Annotated in this window: 19 protein-coding genes; 5 read left to right on the top strand and 14 right to left on the bottom strand. The window is 67.9% G+C overall.

Going from position 1 to position 17,522, the window contains the following annotated elements; genetic code table 11:
• Positions 1-7: 7 nt before the first annotated feature.
• From ACWKZU_RS07300 to ACWKZU_RS07280, 5 genes are all read right to left on the bottom strand, one after another.
• On the bottom strand, positions 8-2,248 hold the full coding sequence (locus ACWKZU_RS07300; RefSeq protein ID WP_200114760.1) for a heavy metal translocating P-type ATPase: 2,241 nt from the start codon (positions 2,246-2,248) through the stop codon (positions 8-10).
• Positions 2,245-4,305: a cytochrome c oxidase assembly protein gene (locus ACWKZU_RS07295; protein ID WP_017883897.1), complete on the bottom strand. Its 2,061-nt coding sequence runs from the start codon at positions 4,303-4,305 to the stop codon at positions 2,245-2,247. Before ACWKZU_RS07295 ends, ACWKZU_RS07300 begins: the two co-directional genes overlap by 4 nt.
• Positions 4,302-4,535 (bottom strand): heavy-metal-associated domain-containing protein, encoded by a 234-nt coding sequence (locus ACWKZU_RS07290; RefSeq protein WP_017883898.1) that lies wholly within the window; start codon positions 4,533-4,535, stop codon positions 4,302-4,304. The genes ACWKZU_RS07295 and ACWKZU_RS07290 overlap by 4 nt, the downstream gene beginning before the upstream one ends.
• A gap of 87 nt (positions 4,536-4,622) precedes the next feature.
• Complete coding sequence (locus ACWKZU_RS07285; RefSeq protein WP_017883899.1) at positions 4,623-5,438, bottom strand: M56 family metallopeptidase; 816 nt, start codon at positions 5,436-5,438, stop codon at positions 4,623-4,625.
• Positions 5,439-5,444: 6 nt separating this feature from the next.
• Complete coding sequence (locus tag ACWKZU_RS07280; RefSeq protein WP_017883900.1) at positions 5,445-5,822, bottom strand: BlaI/MecI/CopY family transcriptional regulator; 378 nt, start codon at positions 5,820-5,822, stop codon at positions 5,445-5,447.
• A gap of 87 nt (positions 5,823-5,909) precedes the next feature.
• On the opposite strand from ACWKZU_RS07280, the gene ACWKZU_RS07275 reads away from it, so the two are divergent.
• On the top strand, positions 5,910-6,143 hold the full coding sequence (locus ACWKZU_RS07275) for a hypothetical protein (protein WP_017883901.1): 234 nt from the start codon (positions 5,910-5,912) through the stop codon (positions 6,141-6,143).
• A 13-nt stretch (positions 6,144-6,156) separates the two neighbouring features.
• On the opposite strand, the gene ACWKZU_RS07270 is transcribed toward ACWKZU_RS07275, so the two are convergent.
• Positions 6,157-6,537 (bottom strand): ArsR/SmtB family transcription factor, encoded by a 381-nt coding sequence (locus ACWKZU_RS07270; RefSeq protein WP_017883902.1) that lies wholly within the window; start codon positions 6,535-6,537, stop codon positions 6,157-6,159.
• 143 nt (positions 6,538-6,680) lie between these two features.
• On the opposite strand from ACWKZU_RS07270, the gene ACWKZU_RS07265 reads away from it, so the two are divergent.
• The 4 genes from ACWKZU_RS07265 (at position 6,681) to ACWKZU_RS07250 (ending at position 9,958) form a co-directional block, all read left to right on the top strand.
• Positions 6,681-7,622 carry a cation diffusion facilitator family transporter gene (locus ACWKZU_RS07265; RefSeq protein WP_024356167.1) on the top strand — a complete coding sequence of 314 codons (942 nt, stop codon included), beginning with the start codon at positions 6,681-6,683 and terminating at the stop codon, positions 7,620-7,622.
• A 28-nt stretch (positions 7,623-7,650) separates the two neighbouring features.
• Entirely contained in the window at positions 7,651-8,808 is a 1,158-nt protein-coding gene (locus ACWKZU_RS07260) for a heparan-alpha-glucosaminide N-acetyltransferase domain-containing protein (protein WP_024356168.1), read from the top strand.
• Between the two features lie 22 nt (positions 8,809-8,830).
• Positions 8,831-9,187, top strand: coding sequence for a hypothetical protein (locus ACWKZU_RS07255; protein WP_017883905.1), 357 nt, complete (start codon positions 8,831-8,833; stop codon positions 9,185-9,187).
• Positions 9,188-9,343: 156 nt separating this feature from the next.
• Positions 9,344-9,958 carry a hypothetical protein gene (locus tag ACWKZU_RS07250; RefSeq protein WP_024356169.1) on the top strand — a complete coding sequence of 205 codons (615 nt, stop codon included), beginning with the start codon at positions 9,344-9,346 and terminating at the stop codon, positions 9,956-9,958.
• Positions 9,959-10,076: 118 nt separating this feature from the next.
• On the opposite strand, the gene ACWKZU_RS07245 is transcribed toward ACWKZU_RS07250, so the two are convergent.
• From ACWKZU_RS07245 to ccsB, 8 genes are all read right to left on the bottom strand, one after another.
• Complete coding sequence (locus ACWKZU_RS07245; protein ID WP_017883907.1) at positions 10,077-10,292, bottom strand: hypothetical protein; 216 nt, start codon at positions 10,290-10,292, stop codon at positions 10,077-10,079.
• Positions 10,293-10,355: 63 nt separating this feature from the next.
• Complete coding sequence (locus ACWKZU_RS07240; RefSeq protein ID WP_017883908.1) at positions 10,356-11,285, bottom strand: SURF1 family cytochrome oxidase biogenesis protein; 930 nt, start codon at positions 11,283-11,285, stop codon at positions 10,356-10,358.
• A gap of 108 nt (positions 11,286-11,393) precedes the next feature.
• Positions 11,394-12,434, bottom strand: a complete 1,041-nt coding sequence (locus ACWKZU_RS07235; protein WP_024356170.1) for a zinc-binding alcohol dehydrogenase family protein — start codon at positions 12,432-12,434, stop codon at positions 11,394-11,396.
• A 150-nt stretch (positions 12,435-12,584) separates the two neighbouring features.
• Entirely contained in the window at positions 12,585-13,787 is a 1,203-nt protein-coding gene (locus ACWKZU_RS07230; RefSeq protein WP_024356171.1) for a M23 family metallopeptidase, read from the bottom strand.
• A gap of 49 nt (positions 13,788-13,836) precedes the next feature.
• A complete protein-coding gene (locus tag ACWKZU_RS07225; RefSeq protein WP_017883912.1) occupies positions 13,837-14,169 on the bottom strand; it encodes a DUF6804 family protein in 333 nt (110 codons plus the stop codon).
• Positions 14,166-14,807, bottom strand: coding sequence for a signal peptidase II (locus ACWKZU_RS07220; RefSeq protein WP_017883913.1), 642 nt, complete (start codon positions 14,805-14,807; stop codon positions 14,166-14,168). The genes ACWKZU_RS07225 and ACWKZU_RS07220 overlap by 4 nt, the downstream gene beginning before the upstream one ends.
• Positions 14,804-16,465, bottom strand: coding sequence for an apolipoprotein N-acyltransferase (lnt, locus tag ACWKZU_RS07215; protein WP_017883914.1), 1,662 nt, complete (start codon positions 16,463-16,465; stop codon positions 14,804-14,806). Before lnt ends, ACWKZU_RS07220 begins: the two co-directional genes overlap by 4 nt.
• Before the next feature lie 48 nt (positions 16,466-16,513).
• Positions 16,514-17,521: a c-type cytochrome biogenesis protein CcsB gene (gene ccsB, locus ACWKZU_RS07210; protein ID WP_017883915.1), complete on the bottom strand. Its 1,008-nt coding sequence runs from the start codon at positions 17,519-17,521 to the stop codon at positions 16,514-16,516.
• Position 17,522: the final 1 nt, after the last annotated feature.

The following is a 17,522-nucleotide window of genomic DNA, read 5'->3' as shown; positions in this document are numbered from 1 at the left end:
AGCCCGTCTATATCCGGCGGCGGTAGTTCTGCAGCCGAAGGCTGTTGAAGACGACGAGCACCGAGGAGAGTGCCATGGCGCCGGCGGCGATGAGGGGATTCAGTAAGCCGGCAGCGGCGATCGGGATCGCGGCGAGGTTGTAGCCGAACGCCCAGCCGAGGTTCACGCGGATGGTGCGAAGGGTGCGACGGGAGAGCTCGATCGCCTCGGGGATCACGGCGAGGTCTTCCCGAACGAGGATGACGTCGGCCGATTTGAGGGCGATGTCGGTGCCGGAGACGACGGCGAGGCCGAGGTCGGCGGCGGCGAGGGCGACGGCGTCGTTGATGCCGTCGCCGACCATCGCGACCCGCTCTCCCGCCGCTTGCAGCTCGCGAATCGCATCGCCTTTCTCGGCGGGCAGCACTTCTGCGGAGACGCGGTCGATGCCGAGGGTGTCGGCGATCTCCTCTGCGGCCGTTCGGGAGTCGCCGGTGAGCAGCACGGTGGTGAGGCCCTGTTGCTGCAGCGCTTGGATTGCAGCACGGGCGTTCGGCTTGATGGTGTCGGCGAGTCCGAAGCGCCCGATCAGGCGTCCTGCCTGGGAGACGAACACGGTCGATTCCGTGGCGTCGGCCTCGGTGAGGTAGACGCGGGCGGCACCGGTCGAGACGCCCTGCTCGTCCAGGTAGGCGAGGCTGCCGATGTGGACGGTGTCGCCGGCGACGGTGCCGGAGGCGCCCCGGCCGGGCACGGCGATGAAGTCTCTGACGGGGTCGAGGTCGGCGATCTGCTGCTTCGCGGCCGCGACGATGGCACGGGCGATGAGGTGCTCCGATCCCTGCTCCACGGAGGCGGCGACGCGTAGCAGCTCGTGCTCGGCGACGCCGGGAACGGTGGCGATGCTGCGCACGGTCATCTCGCCGGTGGTGAGGGTACCGGTCTTGTCGAGCACCACGGTGGTGATCGTGCCGCTCGCCTCGAGCGCGTCCTGCCCCTTCACGAGGATGCCGAGGCTGGCGCCCCGGCCGATGCCGACCATGAGCGCGGTCGGAGTGGCGAGCCCGAGGGCGCATGGGCAGGCAATGATGAGGGTGGAGATCCCGATCCCGAAGGCCTCTTCAAAGGAGCGGCCGGCGAGCATCCACCCAGTGGTGACGAGGATGGCGAGAACGATCACTCCGGGTACGAAGTAGCGGGTGACGCGGTCGACGAGGGTCTGCACGCGGGCTTTGCGGGCCTGGGCTTGTTCGGCGAGGGCGGTCATCTGCGCGAGCTGGGTGTGTGCGCCGACCGAGCTCGTGCGCACTTCGAGGCGGCCGTTGGTGCTGATCGTGCCGCCGATCACCGCATCGCCGCTCGAGGCAGTGACGGGGAGCGGTTCGCCGGTGAGCATGCTGGCGTCGATGTCGGCGCTACCGACGATGATGGTGCCGTCGGCGGGGAGAGTTTCGCCGGGGAGCACGACGAACACGTCGTCGACGCGGAGTTCCGTGGCGGGCCTGATCTCCTCGGTGCCGTCGCGCTGGATGCGGACGTGCGTGGCGGCAAGCTCGCTGAGAGCGCCGAGCACGTCGCCGGCTTTGCGGCGTGAGCGGGTTTCGAAGTAGCGGCCGGCGAGCTGAAAGGTGGTCATGCCGGCGGCGACGTCCAGATAGATGGCGTTTGCCCCCTCGGGAGTGGCGCCGATGCCAAGCCAGTATCCGGCCCCGCTCCCCTCGATACCGAGTAGCAGCGTCACAACCGACCAGCCGAAGGACGCGGCGATGCCGAGGGAGACGAGGGTATCCATGCTGACGTCGCCGTGGCGGAGGTTTCTGAGGGTGGCCTTGTGGAACGGCCAGGCCGCCCAGGTGACGATCGGCACGGCGAGGGCGACGCAGAGCCATTCCCAGCCGGGGAAGCGCCACTCGGGGACGAGGGCGAGCACGATCGTGAGATCCATGAGCGGCACGGTGAGCACGGCGGCGAGGATGAGCCGTCTGCGCAGCGAGGTGATGCGCACTTCGGTAGCGCGCTTTGACCAGGCGTCGTCGGCGTCGTCGTGGATGCGCGCCCCGTAGCCGGCTTTCTCGACGCGCTCGAGTGCTTCGCTCGCGCGAGCGGCGCCGAGGCCAGAGACGATGGCGCGCTCGGTCGCGTAGTTCACGCTCGCGGTGACACCCTCGATCTTGTTCAGGGCGCGCTCGACGCGTCCCGCGCAGGCGGCGCAGGTCATGCCTGAGACGTCGAGCTGCAACGGCTCGACGACGTCGGGGGCGAGGGTCACGACTGGGGCTCCTCTTCGCTCCGGGGCGCGGGTCGTCCAGGGCCTGCGGCTTGCCGTCGATTGGCGAGAGTTTCGAGCATCTTGTTGTAGTCGTCGAACTCCTCATCGCGGCCGGAGTCCAGGTGTCGATCCTTGCGGCGGGCCTCTTTCGCGTCCTGCCGCGACCATTGGATGCCGAGCGCGATGATGACGAGCAGCAGCGGCAGCTCGCCGCCAGCCCAGGCGACGCCGCCGCCGAGGTATTGGGAGGCTTGGAGGTTTGTCCAGGGCAGCCCGAAGTAGAGGTAGAAGTTCTCCGCGATCCACTCGCCATCAGCCATCATCAGGATCACGCCGAAGAACGCGTGGAACGGCATCGCGGCGAGCACGAAGCCGAGCTTGCCGATGTGCGGGAGGGGGCGCGGCGGTCGGTCGACCCCGATTACGAGCCCGTAGAAGAGGTACCCGGCGATGATGAAGTGGACGTTCATGAGCTGGTGCGCCCAGTGGAACCGCATGCCCTCTTCGAAGATCCCGGTGAAGTACAGCCCGTAGTAGGAGCCGACGAAGAGCACGAACACGAACAGCGGGTTGTAGACGAGGCGGAGCGCCTTCCAGTGCAGCATCCAGGTGATCCAGAGGTGCAGGCCTGCTGGTCTGGTGGGGTCTGCGCGGGTCGCCCGCAGCAGCAGGGTGATGATGCCGCCCATCACCAGGAGGATCGGGGCGAGCATGTTCAGGCTCATGTGCACGATCATGTGCGTGCCGAAGTCGGGGGCGGAGTACTTGCCGAAGCCCGAGCTCGTGGCGAAGACGATGACGCACCACCCGCCGATCCAGGAGACCGTGCGGCCGATCGGCCACCGGTCGCCGCGCGTGCGTAGCACGCGCACCGCCCAGAGGTAGGCGGCGATGGCGGCGATCGCGAGCACGATGAAGAGGAGATTGGGCCGCCAGTGCGTCAACCACACGAGCATCGAGGGTGCCTCGTCGACGTCGAAGCCGAGGAACACCTGGGAGATGCTGGTGGGCTGGAAGTAGTGGGGTGGCGGGATCCTCGTCATCGCCGCGGTGATCCCGATCCATCCGGTGATCGCTAGGGTCGCGATGGCGGGCGGCAGGGCAGCGGGCTGTGCCGGGTTTGCGCGCTGGGCCGCGCGCCAGCCGAGCAGGGCGACGGTGAGGAGTGCCAGGCATGCCCAGCGTGCGAGGATCTGCCAGCCCGTCTCGGACTCGAGGAGGCTCGATCCGGCAAGCTTGAACCAGGTCAGAACGAGGTCGGTGGCGATGATGAGCGCAATGCCCGCGAGCACGAAGCTGGTGAGGCGGGTGACGATGACCGGGTCGAGGGTGCGGCCGCTCGCGGCGCGGATGGCGGCGATGAGGATGACGCCGAAGACTGCTCCGGTGGCGAGGGTTTGATAGGTGCCGGCGTCGCTGCCGAGGTCGTGATTCGGGCCGACGAGGATCTGCCCGACGACCACGGGGGCGAGGATGCCGAAGCAGGTCACCCAGAGCGGGATGAGGAGTCCTGTCCACCGGGTGACGAACTGGCAGACGAGTGAGGTGATGACGGCGGCGACCAGCGACACCGTCCAGGCTCGCGGGAAGGCGCTCGTCTCGTAGAGGAAGGCGAATGCGCCCGGCTCCGTGAGACGCGCGAGGGGCATGCCGCTGCTGTCGAGCGATTCGAAGACCACCATGCCTGCCGACACCATCGCCCAGGCGACCGAGGCGATACGCAGCAGGGCGAGTTCGAGGCATGGCTCGATCCGTTTGGCCTGTTTGCCGCGAGCGTCACGGAAGAACAGGAGGTACAGCAGGGCGCCGAGGGTGAGCATGGCGGCGAGATCGCCGAGTCCCTGCCCGAGCGCGGTCGGCACGGCGACGTCGAAGCCAGGGAAGGTGAGGTAGATCTGTTCATAGGCGGCCGGCCCGATGCGGAGCGTGGCGACGATCGGGGGGACGATGATCGCAAGGAGACCGAATGCCGCGATCGCCAGAGCGACGGCGGTGCGACGTGGCGAGCGCTCCCGTGAGGCCTGAGCGGGCGTGGTCGTGGCCGCGCTGCTGCTCATCGTGCCCGCTCGCGGATGGCGGTGAGTTCGAAGCCGGCCTCGCTGACGGCCTGCGTGAGGGCGTTGGTGCTGAGGGGGTGGGCGACGTCGAGGATCACCCGGCCGGAGGTCACGTCGACGTCGACGTTCTCGACGCCGCTGAGCGCGCTGAGCACCGTGGTCAACGTCTGAGCGCAGTGGCTGCAGGTCATGCCGTTGACGGTGAGCTCCTGCTTGCTGGTCACGTCCATCGCCGTCGTCCTCTCCTCGGGATACTCGCTTAAGACTACAAGATGTAGACGTACGCGAGCTTGGCGCGGGCAGCCGGCGCGACGAGGTCAGCGCAACTGTGCGGCGGCGTGCAGGCCCTGCGGGATGCGGCGTCGCTGCGGGGTAGGCCAGCGTTTCCGGGTGAGGCGCTCGGCTCGGAGGGTCATGCCGACATCGTGCGTCGCGGCTGCGAGGACGATGAGTGCATTCGCGAGGTGTGCGGCCCCGACTTGACGGGCGGCGGCATCGTCGGCAGCGAGCTCAATCTGCAGGCGGGTGGCGCGTTCGAGCGCTCGGCTGGCTCGGGTACCCGGCAGGACGAGCGTGTTGAGCTGGGCAATGCGGATGGCGAGTCCGTGCTGGTGGCGCAGATGGGCGAACTCGTGGGCGAGCACGGCTTGCAACTGCGGCGGGGTGAGGAGCTGCTCCATGGCTGAGGAGACGAAGATCTCGGGACGTCTGCCGGGGACCGCATAGGCTTCGGGCGTCTCCGAGTGGAAGCGGACGAGGGTGAATCCGATGTGCTCGTCTCTCGCATAGGCGACAGCGTGGGAGTGGGAGGCCGGGCGCAGGGACTGCAGCGAGCCGGCGAAGGTGAAGGCGAAGACGAGGAAGACGCCGGAGATCCCGGCGGCGACCCAGATCACCGCTGATACGGTCACGCTGGTGGTGTGCGGGATGGTGTGCCGCAGCGACTCGACCGCGACGATGCCGAGGGCGATGCCGGCGAGGGCGGTCGCGATGCCCACGCCGAACGACCCGAACCAGACCGTCAGCGCGGCTCTCGGGTGGAAGAGGTGCCAGCGTCCTGCGGTGAGCACGCGCGGGCAGAGCACGGCGAGCGCGAGGGCCGTGCCCAGGAGAACTAGGGCAAGGAGCAGCACGGTCGGTTATCCTTCGGGCTTCGCCTCGCCGAAGGCGTCCATGAGCGCGGCGACGTCGTCTTCGGCGAGATTCCCGGCGAAGGCGAGCAGGGCGGCCCGCCGGTCGGCGGCCTGCTCGAGCGCGGAGGTCATCGTCTCGCTCGCCTCCTTCTCACTTGATCGCAGCGGTCGGAAGCTGATCTTCCGGGGCGAGTCGCCGATCCGTTCGACGCGGCCTTTCCCTTCCAAGCGGGTAAGTGCCGTCATGAGCGTCGTGTAGGCCGGCACGGGTTCGCTGAACATGGTCTGCAGTTCGCGCGCGCTCACGGCGCGCTCCTGTTCGTGGAGTCGTTGCATGACCTCGTCTTCGAGACCGCCCCATTCGCGTTTGCGCACCCCGGCCATGTCGTACCCTCCTCGTCGATGATTTTTACTCTACATCTCGTCGAGTTATTGCATTGTTCTCACAGCATGCAACAGTAGCCTCTGCGCATGGAGAACTGGTGGGCGAACGCGCTCTGGTCGCTCACCCCGTCGGTGATCATCGGCGCCTTCTTCTGGTTCGTGATCCGCGCGATCTCTCGGGCCGATCGCACGGAGCGCCGGGTCTATAAGCAGATCGAGGCCGAGGAGCGCGCGAAAGCTGGTCTCCCGCCGAAACAGCAGCCTCCCGCGCAGTCGCCGGCGGCTGCCGAGCCCGCGCCTGTCGAAGAGACGCCGGAGTGAGCACGCTGGCCGGTCAGTCAGCGGTGATGCCCTCATGATGCATGGGGCACAAGCGGACGGCGTCCCCGGTGAGAGCTAGCATCTTCTCGGCTGCTGCGAGGATCGCAACGACGGCGTCGGGATGCGCGAGCGAGTACATCGAGGCCCGCCCCTCGGCTCGCGAGACGACCATGCCGGTGTCTTTCAAGCAGGCGAGATGCTTGGAGACGGTGCTCTGGGAGAGACCGAGGTGCTTCACCAGGTCGACCACGCGGTGCTCCCCGAGTTGCAGATGCTGCAGGATCACCAGTCGGGAAGGATCGCCGAGGCTATGGAAGAGGGCTGCCGCAGAGGTCAGCGCCTCGGCTTCGGCAATCGTCGGCAGCTCATGAGAACGTTCGGCTTGCATCGTCATATCACGATGTTATCTCCGAATCGGCAATCACTCTAGGTCGGAGGCAGCCGCGACTTATTGGCGAAAGATAACATCGCCAAACGACGATGTTATCTATATAGTGAAGTGTATTGACCAGTACCGAATGAGAACGGAGATCTCGAATGGGCGCAGGACATGATCACGGCCCGGGCGTGGCCGAGGCGGGACAGCCCGGCGACTATCGCCGTAAGCTCTGGATCGCCTTCGGCATCACCGCAACGATCGTCGTCGCGCAGGCCGTGGGTTCCGTCGTCACCGGAAGCCTCGCACTGCTCACTGACACCGCGCATGCCATCACCGACGCCTCGGGGCTGCTGGTCGCGCTGATCGCGGCGACACTGATGCTGCGGCCGGCGACGTCGACGCGCACCTGGGGGTTCCGCCGGATCGAGGTGATCGCCGCGCTCGGGCAGGCGACGCTACTGCTCGTGGTCGGCTTTTACACCGCCATCGAGGGCATCCGGCGCCTATTCGAACCGCCGGAGGTGCCTGCGACCGAGCTGCTGGTCTTCGGTATCGTCGGCCTCGCCGCGAACATCACCGCCATCCTCATTCTCTCCTCGAGCCGAGGCGCAAACTTCAATATGCGCGCCGCATTCCTCGAGGTGCTCAACGACGCGCTCGGCTCCCTGGGCGTGATCGTCGCCGCCATCGTGATCGCCACCACGGGCTTCCAGCGCGCCGACGCCCTCGCCGGCCTCTTCATCGCCGCGCTCATCGTGCCCCGCGCCTTCAAGCTGATGCGCGAGACGACGAGCGTGCTCATGGAGTTCACCCCCAAGGGCCTCAATCTCGACGAGGTGCGTGCGCACATCCTCGAGCTCGAGCACGTCAAGGATGTGCACGACCTGCACGCTTCGACGGTCGCGACCGGTCTGCCGACGATCACCGCGCATGTCGTCGTCGAGGATGAATGCTTCACCGACGGGCATGCTGCCGAAGTGCTCCATGCGGTGAAGGAGTGCGTAGCGGAGCACTTCGAGGTGTCGGTCAACCACTCGACCTTCCAGATCGAGACGGCGCACATCAGCGACGACGAGCCGGTGGGCGTCAAGCACCCATGAGCGAGTGGCGCGGGATCGGCGGCGGAGCATGACGAGCGCCCCCACGACTCCGCTGCGCCGCCGCATCGAACGAAACTGGCGGCGGCTGAACGGCCCCGCCCGGGTCGCGGGGGTCGACCTCGCTCGCGGGCTCGCGGTGCTGGGCATGTTGGCGGCGCATCTGCTCTGGCTCGGCTCGCTGTCGTGGACGGAGCCGTCGACATGGGGGGCGATCGTGAACGGTCGCTCCTCGATCCTCTTCGCCACGCTCGCTGGCGTCTCGCTCGGCCTCTCCACGGGCGGCCCGAGGCCTCCGAGCGGTGCCGGGCTCGGCCGGGCGAGGCTGCGGGTGGTGATCCGGGCGCTGTTGATCTGGCTTATCGGCGTGCTGCTCATCAGCCTCGACGTACCGGCGGCGATCATCTTGCCGACTTATGCGGTCATCTTCGTCCTGGCGCTCCCCCTGCTCGCGCAGCGCGCCTCACGGCTGTTCCTCGCAGCCGCGATCGTCGTGCTCGTGGCTTCGCCCGTGGTGGTGTGGGCGAATGCCTCGCCGTGGTGGGAGAGCTACGAAGGCTGGCTCACCGGGCTCTACATCGGATGGAACTATCCGTTTCCGCTGTGGGTCGCGTTCACCCTCGCGGGCCTCGGTCTGGCGCGCGCGGGGATGTGGTCGCGGCGGGTGCAGTGGGCGGCACTCGGCCTTGGCATGTTGCTGGCGGTAGCCGGATACAGTCTCTCCCCCGGCGCGGAGTCGTCGGAGGAGTCGGCTGATCGACCGTTCCTTGAGGCCTGGTGGACGGCGGATCCGCACTCGAGCGGCGTGCTCGAGGCGATCGGGAGCGGCGGCTTCGCGATCGCGGTGATCGGCGTGTGCCTGCTGCTGTGCTCTGCCGGACGGCTGCCGTGGCTCACCTTCCCGCTCCGGGCGGTAGGGTCGATGCCGTTGACGGCCTATGTGCTGCAGATCGTGGGCTGGGCCCTCGCCTCGACGATCCTGCTCGGCTCCGCGCATGAGCATGCGTTCCGCGATCTCGACCCGTTTCTCCCGATGACGCTCGCCACGATTGTGCTCTCCGTGGTGTGGAGTCTGCTGGTCGGGCAAGGGCCGCTGGAAGCTCTGATCGGTCGGCTCTCGTCGTTCGGCGGGCCGCCTGGCTCCTCCGGGGGCAATGCGCAGCGGCGCCAGCATATCCTTGAGCCGTGACTGTCGACCCCGCTCTCGCCGCATGATCGTCTGGTTCGGCATTGCCCAGATCGTCCTCGCCCTGCTCGCGGCGCTCGTCTGCATCCTTGAGTTCTCCCGCAAGCGAGGCCCCAACGACTACACCCTCGGCGCGACCCTGCTTGTCGGGGTGCTGCTCATCGCGCAGGTAGTCGTCGGCATCGTGCAGCCTGTCGCAGGCAATCCCGTCGTGGGGGATCCGCTCGAGTTCTGGATGTATCTCATCGTCGCGCTACTCATCCCGTTCGGTGCGGCGTTCTGGGCGCTCGTCGACCGTCGCCGCACGGCGAACCTCGTGCTGGTCGTCGTGAACTTCGCCGTCGCCGTCATGCTCTACCGCATGATGGTGATCTGGGGATGAGTGAGTTCGACGCTGACCGGCACGCCGCGCCGCGGTGACATCGCCCGCCGCCCGGCTGAGGTTTGAGAGAATGGCGGAATGGCAGCTTCGCACACGGATGAGACTCGGCGTCGGCTGCTCTCCGAGTCCTACCGTCGTCTCCGACCGGATGCGCATGTGGCGTTCGTCGATGAGAGCTACGTCGTCCCCGAGGTCGCACACGGTGCACGCACGTTCTACATCGCGACCGCGTATGTGTCGCCGGTTCGACTCCATCAGCCGGTGCGTGACGATCTCGGGTCGATCGTCGGCGGAAGCTACTGGCATACGAGCGAGGCACACGCGGCGGGCGATGCGGAGACGATCCACGAGCTCTGCCGCTACCTCGCCGCAGCCGAGGAGGACGAAGCGTTCCTGTTGGCGGTGCAGTCGCCGATCGAAGATGCTCCTGGCGGCGATGAACTCGCTCGCGAGGCATGCTTGACGGCACTGCTGGGGAACCTGCACGAGGGGCAGCTGACGCCTCGGCCGTCGCTCGTCGTGGCCGAGGAGCGACGCCACCAAGGACAGCGGGCCCGTGATCTGCGGACGATCAAGACGATGCGACAGGCGCAGGTGATCGGCCAGATGCAGGTGACCTTCACCTCACCGTCAGTGGAGCCGCTGCTGTGGGTGCCCGACATCGTGGCGTTCGCGCAGAGCCACCTTGAGCGTGGGAGCGACGCGGGCTATGCCGTGCCGCTGGCGCCGCTGCTGCGGGTCGTGCCCGTGGAAAAAAGCAACCCCCGGTAGCCGAAGCAAGAGACCGGGGGCCGCCGGAGCTATCGAGCGCTGGGCTGGAATGCTCCGGTTTGCACTCACTAGTGTAGCCGCATCGTCCAGTGTAGGCAAGACCCGGCAAGACGACAGATCAGCGACGCGGAGGGCGTTTCTTCCGCCTGCCGCGCTGCTGCCATCGGCGCTTGAGCCGTGAGCCGAGCCGACGCGAGCGGTAGACGAAGTCGTCGAGCTCCTCGCGAACGGTCGGATCCTCGCGGCTGTCGCGCGGGGGTGCGCCGGCGACACCGATGACGGCGATCAGGGCGGACATGATGAGCAGCTGCGTGATCCAGAGGGCGATCTCCACGCCTGCTCCTTTCGATGGCCCGGGTCGGGAAGACGCTCCGGCGCATGCGGCCGGTGGCGACCGCTACTGCTCGAGGAAGGCGTCTTCCTCTTCGGCGTCGGTCGTGCCGCGCCGGGCCTTGCGCGCTGCGGCTCGTCGCTGCTGCCGCAGCACGGCTTCGCTGCCCGCATTCAGACCGCGATGCTCCTGCCGGGCGGCGTAGACGACGCCGAAGGCGGCGATGAGGATGAACACATACCATTGCAGCGCGTAAGAGAGGTGCGGGCCTTCATCGCGCTCCGGTGGCTCGGGGAGCACCCCGGTTTCGGCCTTGGGGGTTTCCCCGATGAGCATGCCGTACGCCCCGGTGTAGGCCTCATCGAAACCGCCGATCCGGGCGATCTCGGGCAAGTTGATACTGGCGACCGTGCTGCCCTGAGCGAGGCGCCCGGCGATCTGCGGTTCACTCGCCCGAAGTCGCACGTCGACCTCGACCGGCCCGGTTGGGGCTGCAGGAATGCTGTCGAGCCAGGCGTCGCCCGCATTCGCCTCGTTGCCATTGACCGGCACCCAGCCGCGGTCGACGATGAACATCAACCCCTGATCGGTGCGCAGAGCTTGGAGGAGATGTGAGCCGACCCCTTCGGGGCCGGGTCGGTTGCGGGCGAGGAAGGGGTTGCCGAGGTACTCGCCGCGCACGGTGGCGGTCTGCCATTTCAGTGTGTCTTCGTCGAAGCCAGCAGGGTCGGGCACAGCGTCATCGAGCGGGATAGCTGCGGCGTCGTAGTTCTGCTCAATGCGCGCGATCTCCGCTCGGGCATCGGCTCGCCGGTCGAACTGCCAGTCAGCGAGCCAGACGCAGACGATGCAGAAGATGACGAGGAGGACGTAGTACCCGAGCCAGCGGCGCGATCGCAGGAACGACCAGCCCGGTTGCGATTGGGGCGGCTCCTGGGGTCGCTCATGTCCTCCGTGGACTGGGCCCTGCCCGGAGGTGGCGGTGTGTGTCGTCATGCCGCTCAAGGGGTGCGCAGCATGCCGGAGTCGACACGGAGTGTGAGGGCGGCAAGCATCATGCCGGTCATCCTTTCCTGAGCCGCCCGCAGCTGGGCGGCCTCGCTGCTACGGCAGGGAGCTGAAGCCTTCGAGTGTGATCTTCCCGACCGCCGTGCCGCTCTCGATGAGGCGATGGGCTTCGGCGACGGTCGCGGCGTCGATCTCGCCGAGCGTGCTGGTCAGCGTGCTGCGGAGCTTCCCGGCGTCGACGAGCTCGCCGACCTGTCGGAGGATCTCGCCCTGCTCGGCCAGGTCGAGGGTCTGCAAGCGAGAGCGCATGAACACGTCTTCGGGGTGCAGTGAGATGCACTTCGACTGGAACGGCTGCACGTCGAGCTCGGGGTGATCGGTGTACCCGAAGCGCCCCTGCGGGGCGAGCAGTTCGAGGATGTCGCCCTGTCTCTCCTCGGATCCCGCGGTGGAGAGCACGAAGCCGGGCGCCCCGAGGCCGAGCTCGGCCACCTGTGGGGTGAGCGGCCGGCGGTGGTCGAGGACGTGGTGGGCGCCAAGGTTCGCACACCACGCCTTCGTGACTGGGCGGCTGGCGGTGGCGATCACGGTGACGTTGGTGAGGGCGCGCAGCAGCTGAATGGCCATCGACCCGACTCCCCCGCCCCCGCCGATGATGACGACTGCGGATGCGGCTCCCGGGACGGGCCGCGTCACCTCGAGCCGGTCAAAGAGCAGCTCCCACGCGGTGAGCGCTGTCAGCGGCAGCGCCGCCGCGTGCGTGTCGCTCAGCGAGGCCGGAGCGTGAGCAGCGAGGTGGGCATCGACGATCTGGTATTCGGCGTTGCTGCCCGGCCGGTCGATCGCTCCCGCGTAGAAGACGCGGTCGCCAACGGCGAAGTGTTCAAGCAGCGGTTCGTCCTCGACGGACGCGCCGAGTCCGACGATTGTGCCAACGGCGTCGTAGCCGAGAACGCGAGGCTGCCCGGCGCGGGGTTGCTCGGTGGCGCGAATCGCACAGTCCACCGGGTTCACGGAGACAGCGTGCACCTGCACCAGCAGATCGTGTTCCTCGGCTTCGGGTATCGGCAGCTCGACGTCGCGGAGAGCCCCGTCTTCGTCGAGGGGGCCTGGGTGGGTATATCCAACGGCCTTCATGTTTGTCCCCTTTCCTGCATGTAGATGAGTCGTGGGCTCCGGCACGAGTGCGGCGTCACCGGTTGCGGCCTCTGCGCGCGGCACGGCATGGGGCGTCGGCGTGCCAGAGGCGGGTCTTGAGCGGATGCGGTGTCTAGAGGTGACATCGTGCTAGATGAACGGGGTCGGATCGATGAAGTTGCCGCCGGAGAGCACTTCGTAGTGGACATGGCAGCCGAAGCTCATCCCGGTGTTGCCGACGTAGCCGATGACAGCTCCGGCGGGCACCCATTGGCCGGAGACCACCGGCGGTGTGCCGATCTGATGCGCGAAACGGGTCTGATAGCCGTTGTCCTGGTTGAGGTAGGTCATGTATCCGCCGAAGTTGTCGACCCAACCGGCGACGGCGACGGTGCCGGAGGAGGGCGCGACGATGGGGGTGCCGCAGCCGGCTGGGAGATCGAGCCCGGTGTGACTCGGTGGTTGCCGGAAGTAGGTGGAGATCCAGGAGATCGGCACCGGCTGGTACCAGCCGGCACCGCCGGGGGTACCGCCGCCACCCCCACCGCCGCCACCTCCGCCGCTCTGTTGCTTTCTGCGCTCCTCCTCTTCGGCGCGGAGGCGTTCCTCGTAACCGGCGACCGTGTCGGTGGTCGCGTCTTTCAGAGCGGCGAGCTGCGCCTCGAGCTCACGCTGCTGCGCTTCTTGCGCGAGGAACGTAGTGCGCTGTGCGTCGAGGTTCTCAGCGGCGGTCTGGGCCAGCTGTTCGGCATCGGCTCGCAACTGATCGCGCTCCGTGCTCGCGGCGTCGGCTTGCTCGCCCAGCGAGGAAGCCGTGTTGCGGGCGAGCTCAGCACTCGCGGCGATGGTGGTGTTGCGCCGGGTGGCTTGCTCCATCATCGCGAGGCGGTTCAGCAGGGCGTCGGTGGTCGCTGCGTCGGCCTCGAAGAACATGTCGGCACTGCGGTCGATACCGCCGGAGCGATACATCTGGCCGACGACGACCCCCGCTTGGTCTGCGGCGACGTTGGCTTCCTCACGGCTCTTGTCGGCCTTCGCTTGGAGCGTCTCAGCGCGGAGCGCGGCGTCGGCTGCTGCGGTCTCGGCGTCCTGCCAGCTCGCGTTCGCTTGTTCGGTCGCGACCCGGAGCAGCTCGAGCTCCGCCAGGCTCTGCTCGAGCAGTCCTTCGATCTCCGTGACTTTCGCGGCGGCGGCCGCCTCGTTCCGCTTCGCGGCCTGCACGTCGTCCCAGGTGGGCAGCTCGACCCCGTGGGCGGGCGTCGCCCCTCCCGAGAGGAAGAGGGCGAGGCCGACCAGGGCGGCCGCGAGAGCGCCGACGAGCCGGCGTCTCCGAACGCTTGAGGTGATATTCATCTGTCTGCTCCTCCTGTCTGCGGAGTGTGAACGGTCGGATCCTGGGTCTCTAGTCGCGAGGCCGTTTGATGAGTGCTCCGGCGATCAGGAAGACGCTGCCGGCGATGGGCTGGGCGAGGATCCAGAAGATGCCGCTGAAGTTGAACGGATAGACGGGGTTCCAGAGCACGGCGATCGCGACGAAGACTGGCACCCACCACCAGTGGCGGGCTTGCACCGCGAACCAGGCGACGATGAGCGCGAGGATAGCGATGATGAAGCGGAAGACGGTGAACCAGTCGGTGCCGATGAAGGCGACCGCGACGATGAGTAGGGCGAGTGCGATGAATCCCGGGAGCAGCGCGTTGCGCTGGTAGGACGGGGGCTGCTGTTTCTGACTCATGAGTCCGTCGTTTCTGCTCGGGTGGTTACGGGACTACTGGTCGGCAGTTCGGCCTCGGCGCTCTCGACCGAATCGTCGGTATCTCGAGCGCGGGAGGCTGCGTGGAGGCGCCAAGCACCGAGGGCATAGAGCACGACGCCGGCCCCGATCGCGACGTCGGCGAGGTTGCCGATGAACAGGTGACCGTAGGCGAGGAAATCGGTGACCGCACCGCTGCCGAATCCTGGCGGGGCGAAGATGCGATCGGCGAGGTTGCCGAGGGCACCGCCAAGGATCAGCCCGATCGAGGCGGCGTAGATGCGGTACTTCGTGCGGAGGGCGGCCCGGATAAGGAGCACGGAGGCGACGATGCCGAGCAGCGTGATGAAGGGGGTGAGCTGGGCACCGATCGAGAACGCGGCCCCGGTGTTGAAGGCGAGCTGCAGCCCGAAGAGGTCGCCGAGCACGGGGATGCGGTTCTCCGTGTCGAGGAAGTGCAAGGCGAGTTGTTTGCTGATCACGTCGACAGCGATCGTGAGGGCGGCGATGGCGCAGCTGTAGACGAACAGCAGTCGGCGGGAGGGACGGCGGCTTCGGGGCTGCGCCGACGGGCCGGTGCGCTCATCGGCGGGCGGGTCGTGCGGGAGTTCGTAGGTCATGATGCTTTCGGCGGGAGTTCGGCTGCTGCGCCGCCCTTTGCGGAGGCAGGCGCGGGCGGGAGGGAGGTCGTGCGGCTCCGTCGCTCGAGCAGGCCCAGTGCGAGGAGCCCGCCGAGCGCGGCGATGGGGATGATGAGGGTGAGGGTCGGGCCGACGAGCACGGCCGGGGTGAGCCCGGTGCGCAGTGGTACGGCGGTGACGGCGGCCGCCGGAGAATCGGCGGGTGCGCCGTCGATGATGGTGCCGTCGGGGGCGATGATCTGGCTGGTGCCCACGGTCGATACGTTCACGACGGCACGTCCGGTCTCGATGGCGCGCATACGCGCGAACTCGAGCTGCTGCAGGTTCTCGTCAGTGCCCCGGAAGTCGGCGTTGTTGGTCTGGAAGGCGTAGAACTGCGCACCGCCTCGCACCCCGTCCCAGATCACCGAGTCGTAGATGACATCGAAGCAGATTGCGAGCCCGACTTGGATGCCGTCGACGGAGACGAGCGGCGGGTTCGTACCCGGCGTGTACTCGCGCTGGATGAGGCCGACCAGGTCGGGGACGATGCGTTCGTAGAACCACCGGTCGGGCACATATTCGCCAAAGGGCACCGGGTTCACCTTGTCATGCATCTGCTCGGCGCTGCCGGCCTCCCAGAGCATCGACGTGTTGTAGGTGTCCTCGCCTCGCGCGGTGGCCGCATTCATGAGGAGCGGGGCCTCGGCGTTTGCGACGAGCTCGTCGAGGATGCGGGCGGTGGCCGGGGTGTTCAGTGGATCGGAATCGACCCCACCCTCGGGCCACACGAGCAGATCCATCGGTTCACCGAGGAGTGCGTCGCTCGCTTGCCGCTGGGCGGCGAGCACATCGCCGGGGCTGCGCGTGTCGAAGTAGCCGGCAGGCCCATCACCCTGCACCCAACCGACGCGGAGGCTGCCCGCTGCAGTCGTGGGGAACGCCGGCACGAGCAGCAGGGCGAGGATCACCGCTGCGGGCAGCAGCTCGGCGCGTCTCCGGGGTGCGGGCCGGGCGGCCCAGTCGACGACGCACGCGCAGAGCCAGACGATGAGCAGGGTGAGGCCGGCGACGCCGACCCAGGAAGCGGCTTCGGCGAAGGGGCCACCAGCCTGGGACATGCCGATTCTGCCCCACGGGAACCCGCTGTAGGGCCAGGTTCCGAGGAGGAGCTCGCGTGCGGCCCACAGCACCGCGATGAGCACCGGGAGTAGGAATCGGCGGGTGGCGCGGCGTTCGAGGAGAGCGCCCCAGCGGTAGGCGAGGGCGATCGGGATCGCGCCGAGCGCGAAGAGCAGCGATTCGACCCCGGCGAGCGCGACCCACGGGATCGGGCCGAGGAACTGCACGACCCACATGAGGTGCGTGAAGTAGAACGCGGCGCCGTAGGCGAGACCCACGAGAAACGCTCCCCCGATGCTGCGGCCCATGAGCGTCCAGAGCCCGCCGGCGATGCTGAGGAAGGCGAGCGGCCACCAGCCGAGGCTCGGGAACGCGGCGTCGAGCAGCAGGCCCGAGACGGCGGCGATCGGGATCGCCGCGCCCCACGGCAGGCGACGCACCGTGGTGGTGGTGCGCTGCTCGCGCGCACCGCGCCCGAGTGCCGTGCGGGGCACGTCGGGGTCGTCGCGCAGCGGGAGCGTGTCCGTGGTCGTCACAGCGGCCTCCTTCCTGGTGCTCGAATCGCGGGTGTGGTCGGGGGCGGCTCAGCTGACGCCGGAGTAGGCGTGCAGGCCCTGGAAGTAGAGGTTGACGATGGTGAAGTTGAAGATCACCGTGGCGAAGCCGATGAGCGACAGCCACGCCGACTTCGTGCCGCGCCAGCCGCGGGTGGCGCGGGCGTGGATGTACCCGGCGTAGATCACCCAGATCACGAACGTCCACACCTCCTTGACGTCGAAGCCCCAATAGCGGCCCCAGGATTCGTTCGCCCAGATCGCTCCGGCGATGAGCGTGAACGTCCAGAAGATGAAGCCGAGAATCGCGAAGCGGTAGGCGAGCGTCTCGAGCACCTCGGCCTTCGGGAGCGTGCGCAGGTAGCCGCGATCCGGGGCAACCTCTTCGCCCCCGGTGGCCTTGATCCGCTCGCGGCGTGCCTGCAGCAGCTGCATCGTCGATAGGCCCGCCGCGATCGCGAGCAGCGCGGTGGCGAGCGAGGCGACGAAGACGTGGATGATGAGCCAGATGCTCTTGAGCGGATCCATCAGCGGGGTCACTTCGACGTAGAAGGAGATCGTCGATCCACCGAGGAAGAACACCACCATGCCGACGATGAAGACGCCGAGGAACCGGAGGTCGTACCAGCGCAAGGCGGCGAGGTAGACGGCGACGATCAGCAGGGTGCCGATGAGGGCGAACTCGTACATATTCGCCCACGGCACCCGTTCGGCCGCGATCCCGCGCGTGACCGTGGCGGCGAGATGGAGCGCGAAGCCGAGGGCGGTGAACGCGATACCGAGGCGCGCGAAGTAGCGCCGTGACCGTTCGGCACCGGGCACGCGGAGGCTCCCCTCCCCTCCCCCGTTCTGCGGGGAGGCTGCGGGGCCTCCGGCCGCGCCGACGAGCGCGGCCTCCCGCTGTTTGATGGGTGCGGCCGAGGCGCGCTGCGAGAGGTCGTAGGCGAAGGCGAGGAACGCAAGGACGTAGATCGTGATCGCTGACCAGACGGCGAGCACGGAGAACTCGTCGAGCGCGGCCTGCAGTTGCAGATCCATG

This window comes from Leucobacter sp. (genome assembly GCF_053528595.1).
Note: the sequence above shows the minus strand (reverse complement) of the source record. Positions and strands in the feature narration are given on the sequence as shown.

Coding starts and splice junctions, on each gene's coding strand:
- ACWKZU_RS07275 (WP_017883901.1), top strand. CDS start 5,910: ATGGAGAACTGGTGGGCGAACGCGCTCTGGTCGCTCACCCCGTCGGTG.
- ACWKZU_RS07260 (WP_024356168.1), top strand. CDS start 7,651: ATGACGAGCGCCCCCACGACTCCGCTGCGCCGCCGCATCGAACGAAAC.
- ACWKZU_RS07280 (WP_017883900.1), bottom strand. CDS start 5,822: ATGGCCGGGGTGCGCAAACGCGAATGGGGCGGTCTCGAAGACGAGGTC.
- ACWKZU_RS07225 (WP_017883912.1), bottom strand. CDS start 14,169: ATGAGTCAGAAACAGCAGCCCCCGTCCTACCAGCGCAACGCGCTGCTC.
- ACWKZU_RS07295 (WP_017883897.1), bottom strand. CDS start 4,305: ATGAGCAGCAGCGCGGCCACGACCACGCCCGCTCAGGCCTCACGGGAG.
- ACWKZU_RS07290 (WP_017883898.1), bottom strand. CDS start 4,535: ATGGACGTGACCAGCAAGCAGGAGCTCACCGTCAACGGCATGACCTGC.
- ACWKZU_RS07235 (WP_024356170.1), bottom strand. CDS start 12,434: ATGAAGGCCGTTGGATATACCCACCCAGGCCCCCTCGACGAAGACGGG.
- ACWKZU_RS07220 (WP_017883913.1), bottom strand. CDS start 14,807: ATGACCTACGAACTCCCGCACGACCCGCCCGCCGATGAGCGCACCGGC.
- ACWKZU_RS07265 (WP_024356167.1), top strand. CDS start 6,681: ATGGGCGCAGGACATGATCACGGCCCGGGCGTGGCCGAGGCGGGACAG.
- ACWKZU_RS07230 (WP_024356171.1), bottom strand. CDS start 13,787: ATGAATATCACCTCAAGCGTTCGGAGACGCCGGCTCGTCGGCGCTCTC.
- ACWKZU_RS07270 (WP_017883902.1), bottom strand. CDS start 6,537: ATGACGATGCAAGCCGAACGTTCTCATGAGCTGCCGACGATTGCCGAA.
- ccsB (WP_017883915.1), bottom strand. CDS start 17,521: ATGGATCTGCAACTGCAGGCCGCGCTCGACGAGTTCTCCGTGCTCGCC.
- ACWKZU_RS07255 (WP_017883905.1), top strand. CDS start 8,831: ATGATCGTCTGGTTCGGCATTGCCCAGATCGTCCTCGCCCTGCTCGCG.
- ACWKZU_RS07240 (WP_017883908.1), bottom strand. CDS start 11,285: ATGACGACACACACCGCCACCTCCGGGCAGGGCCCAGTCCACGGAGGA.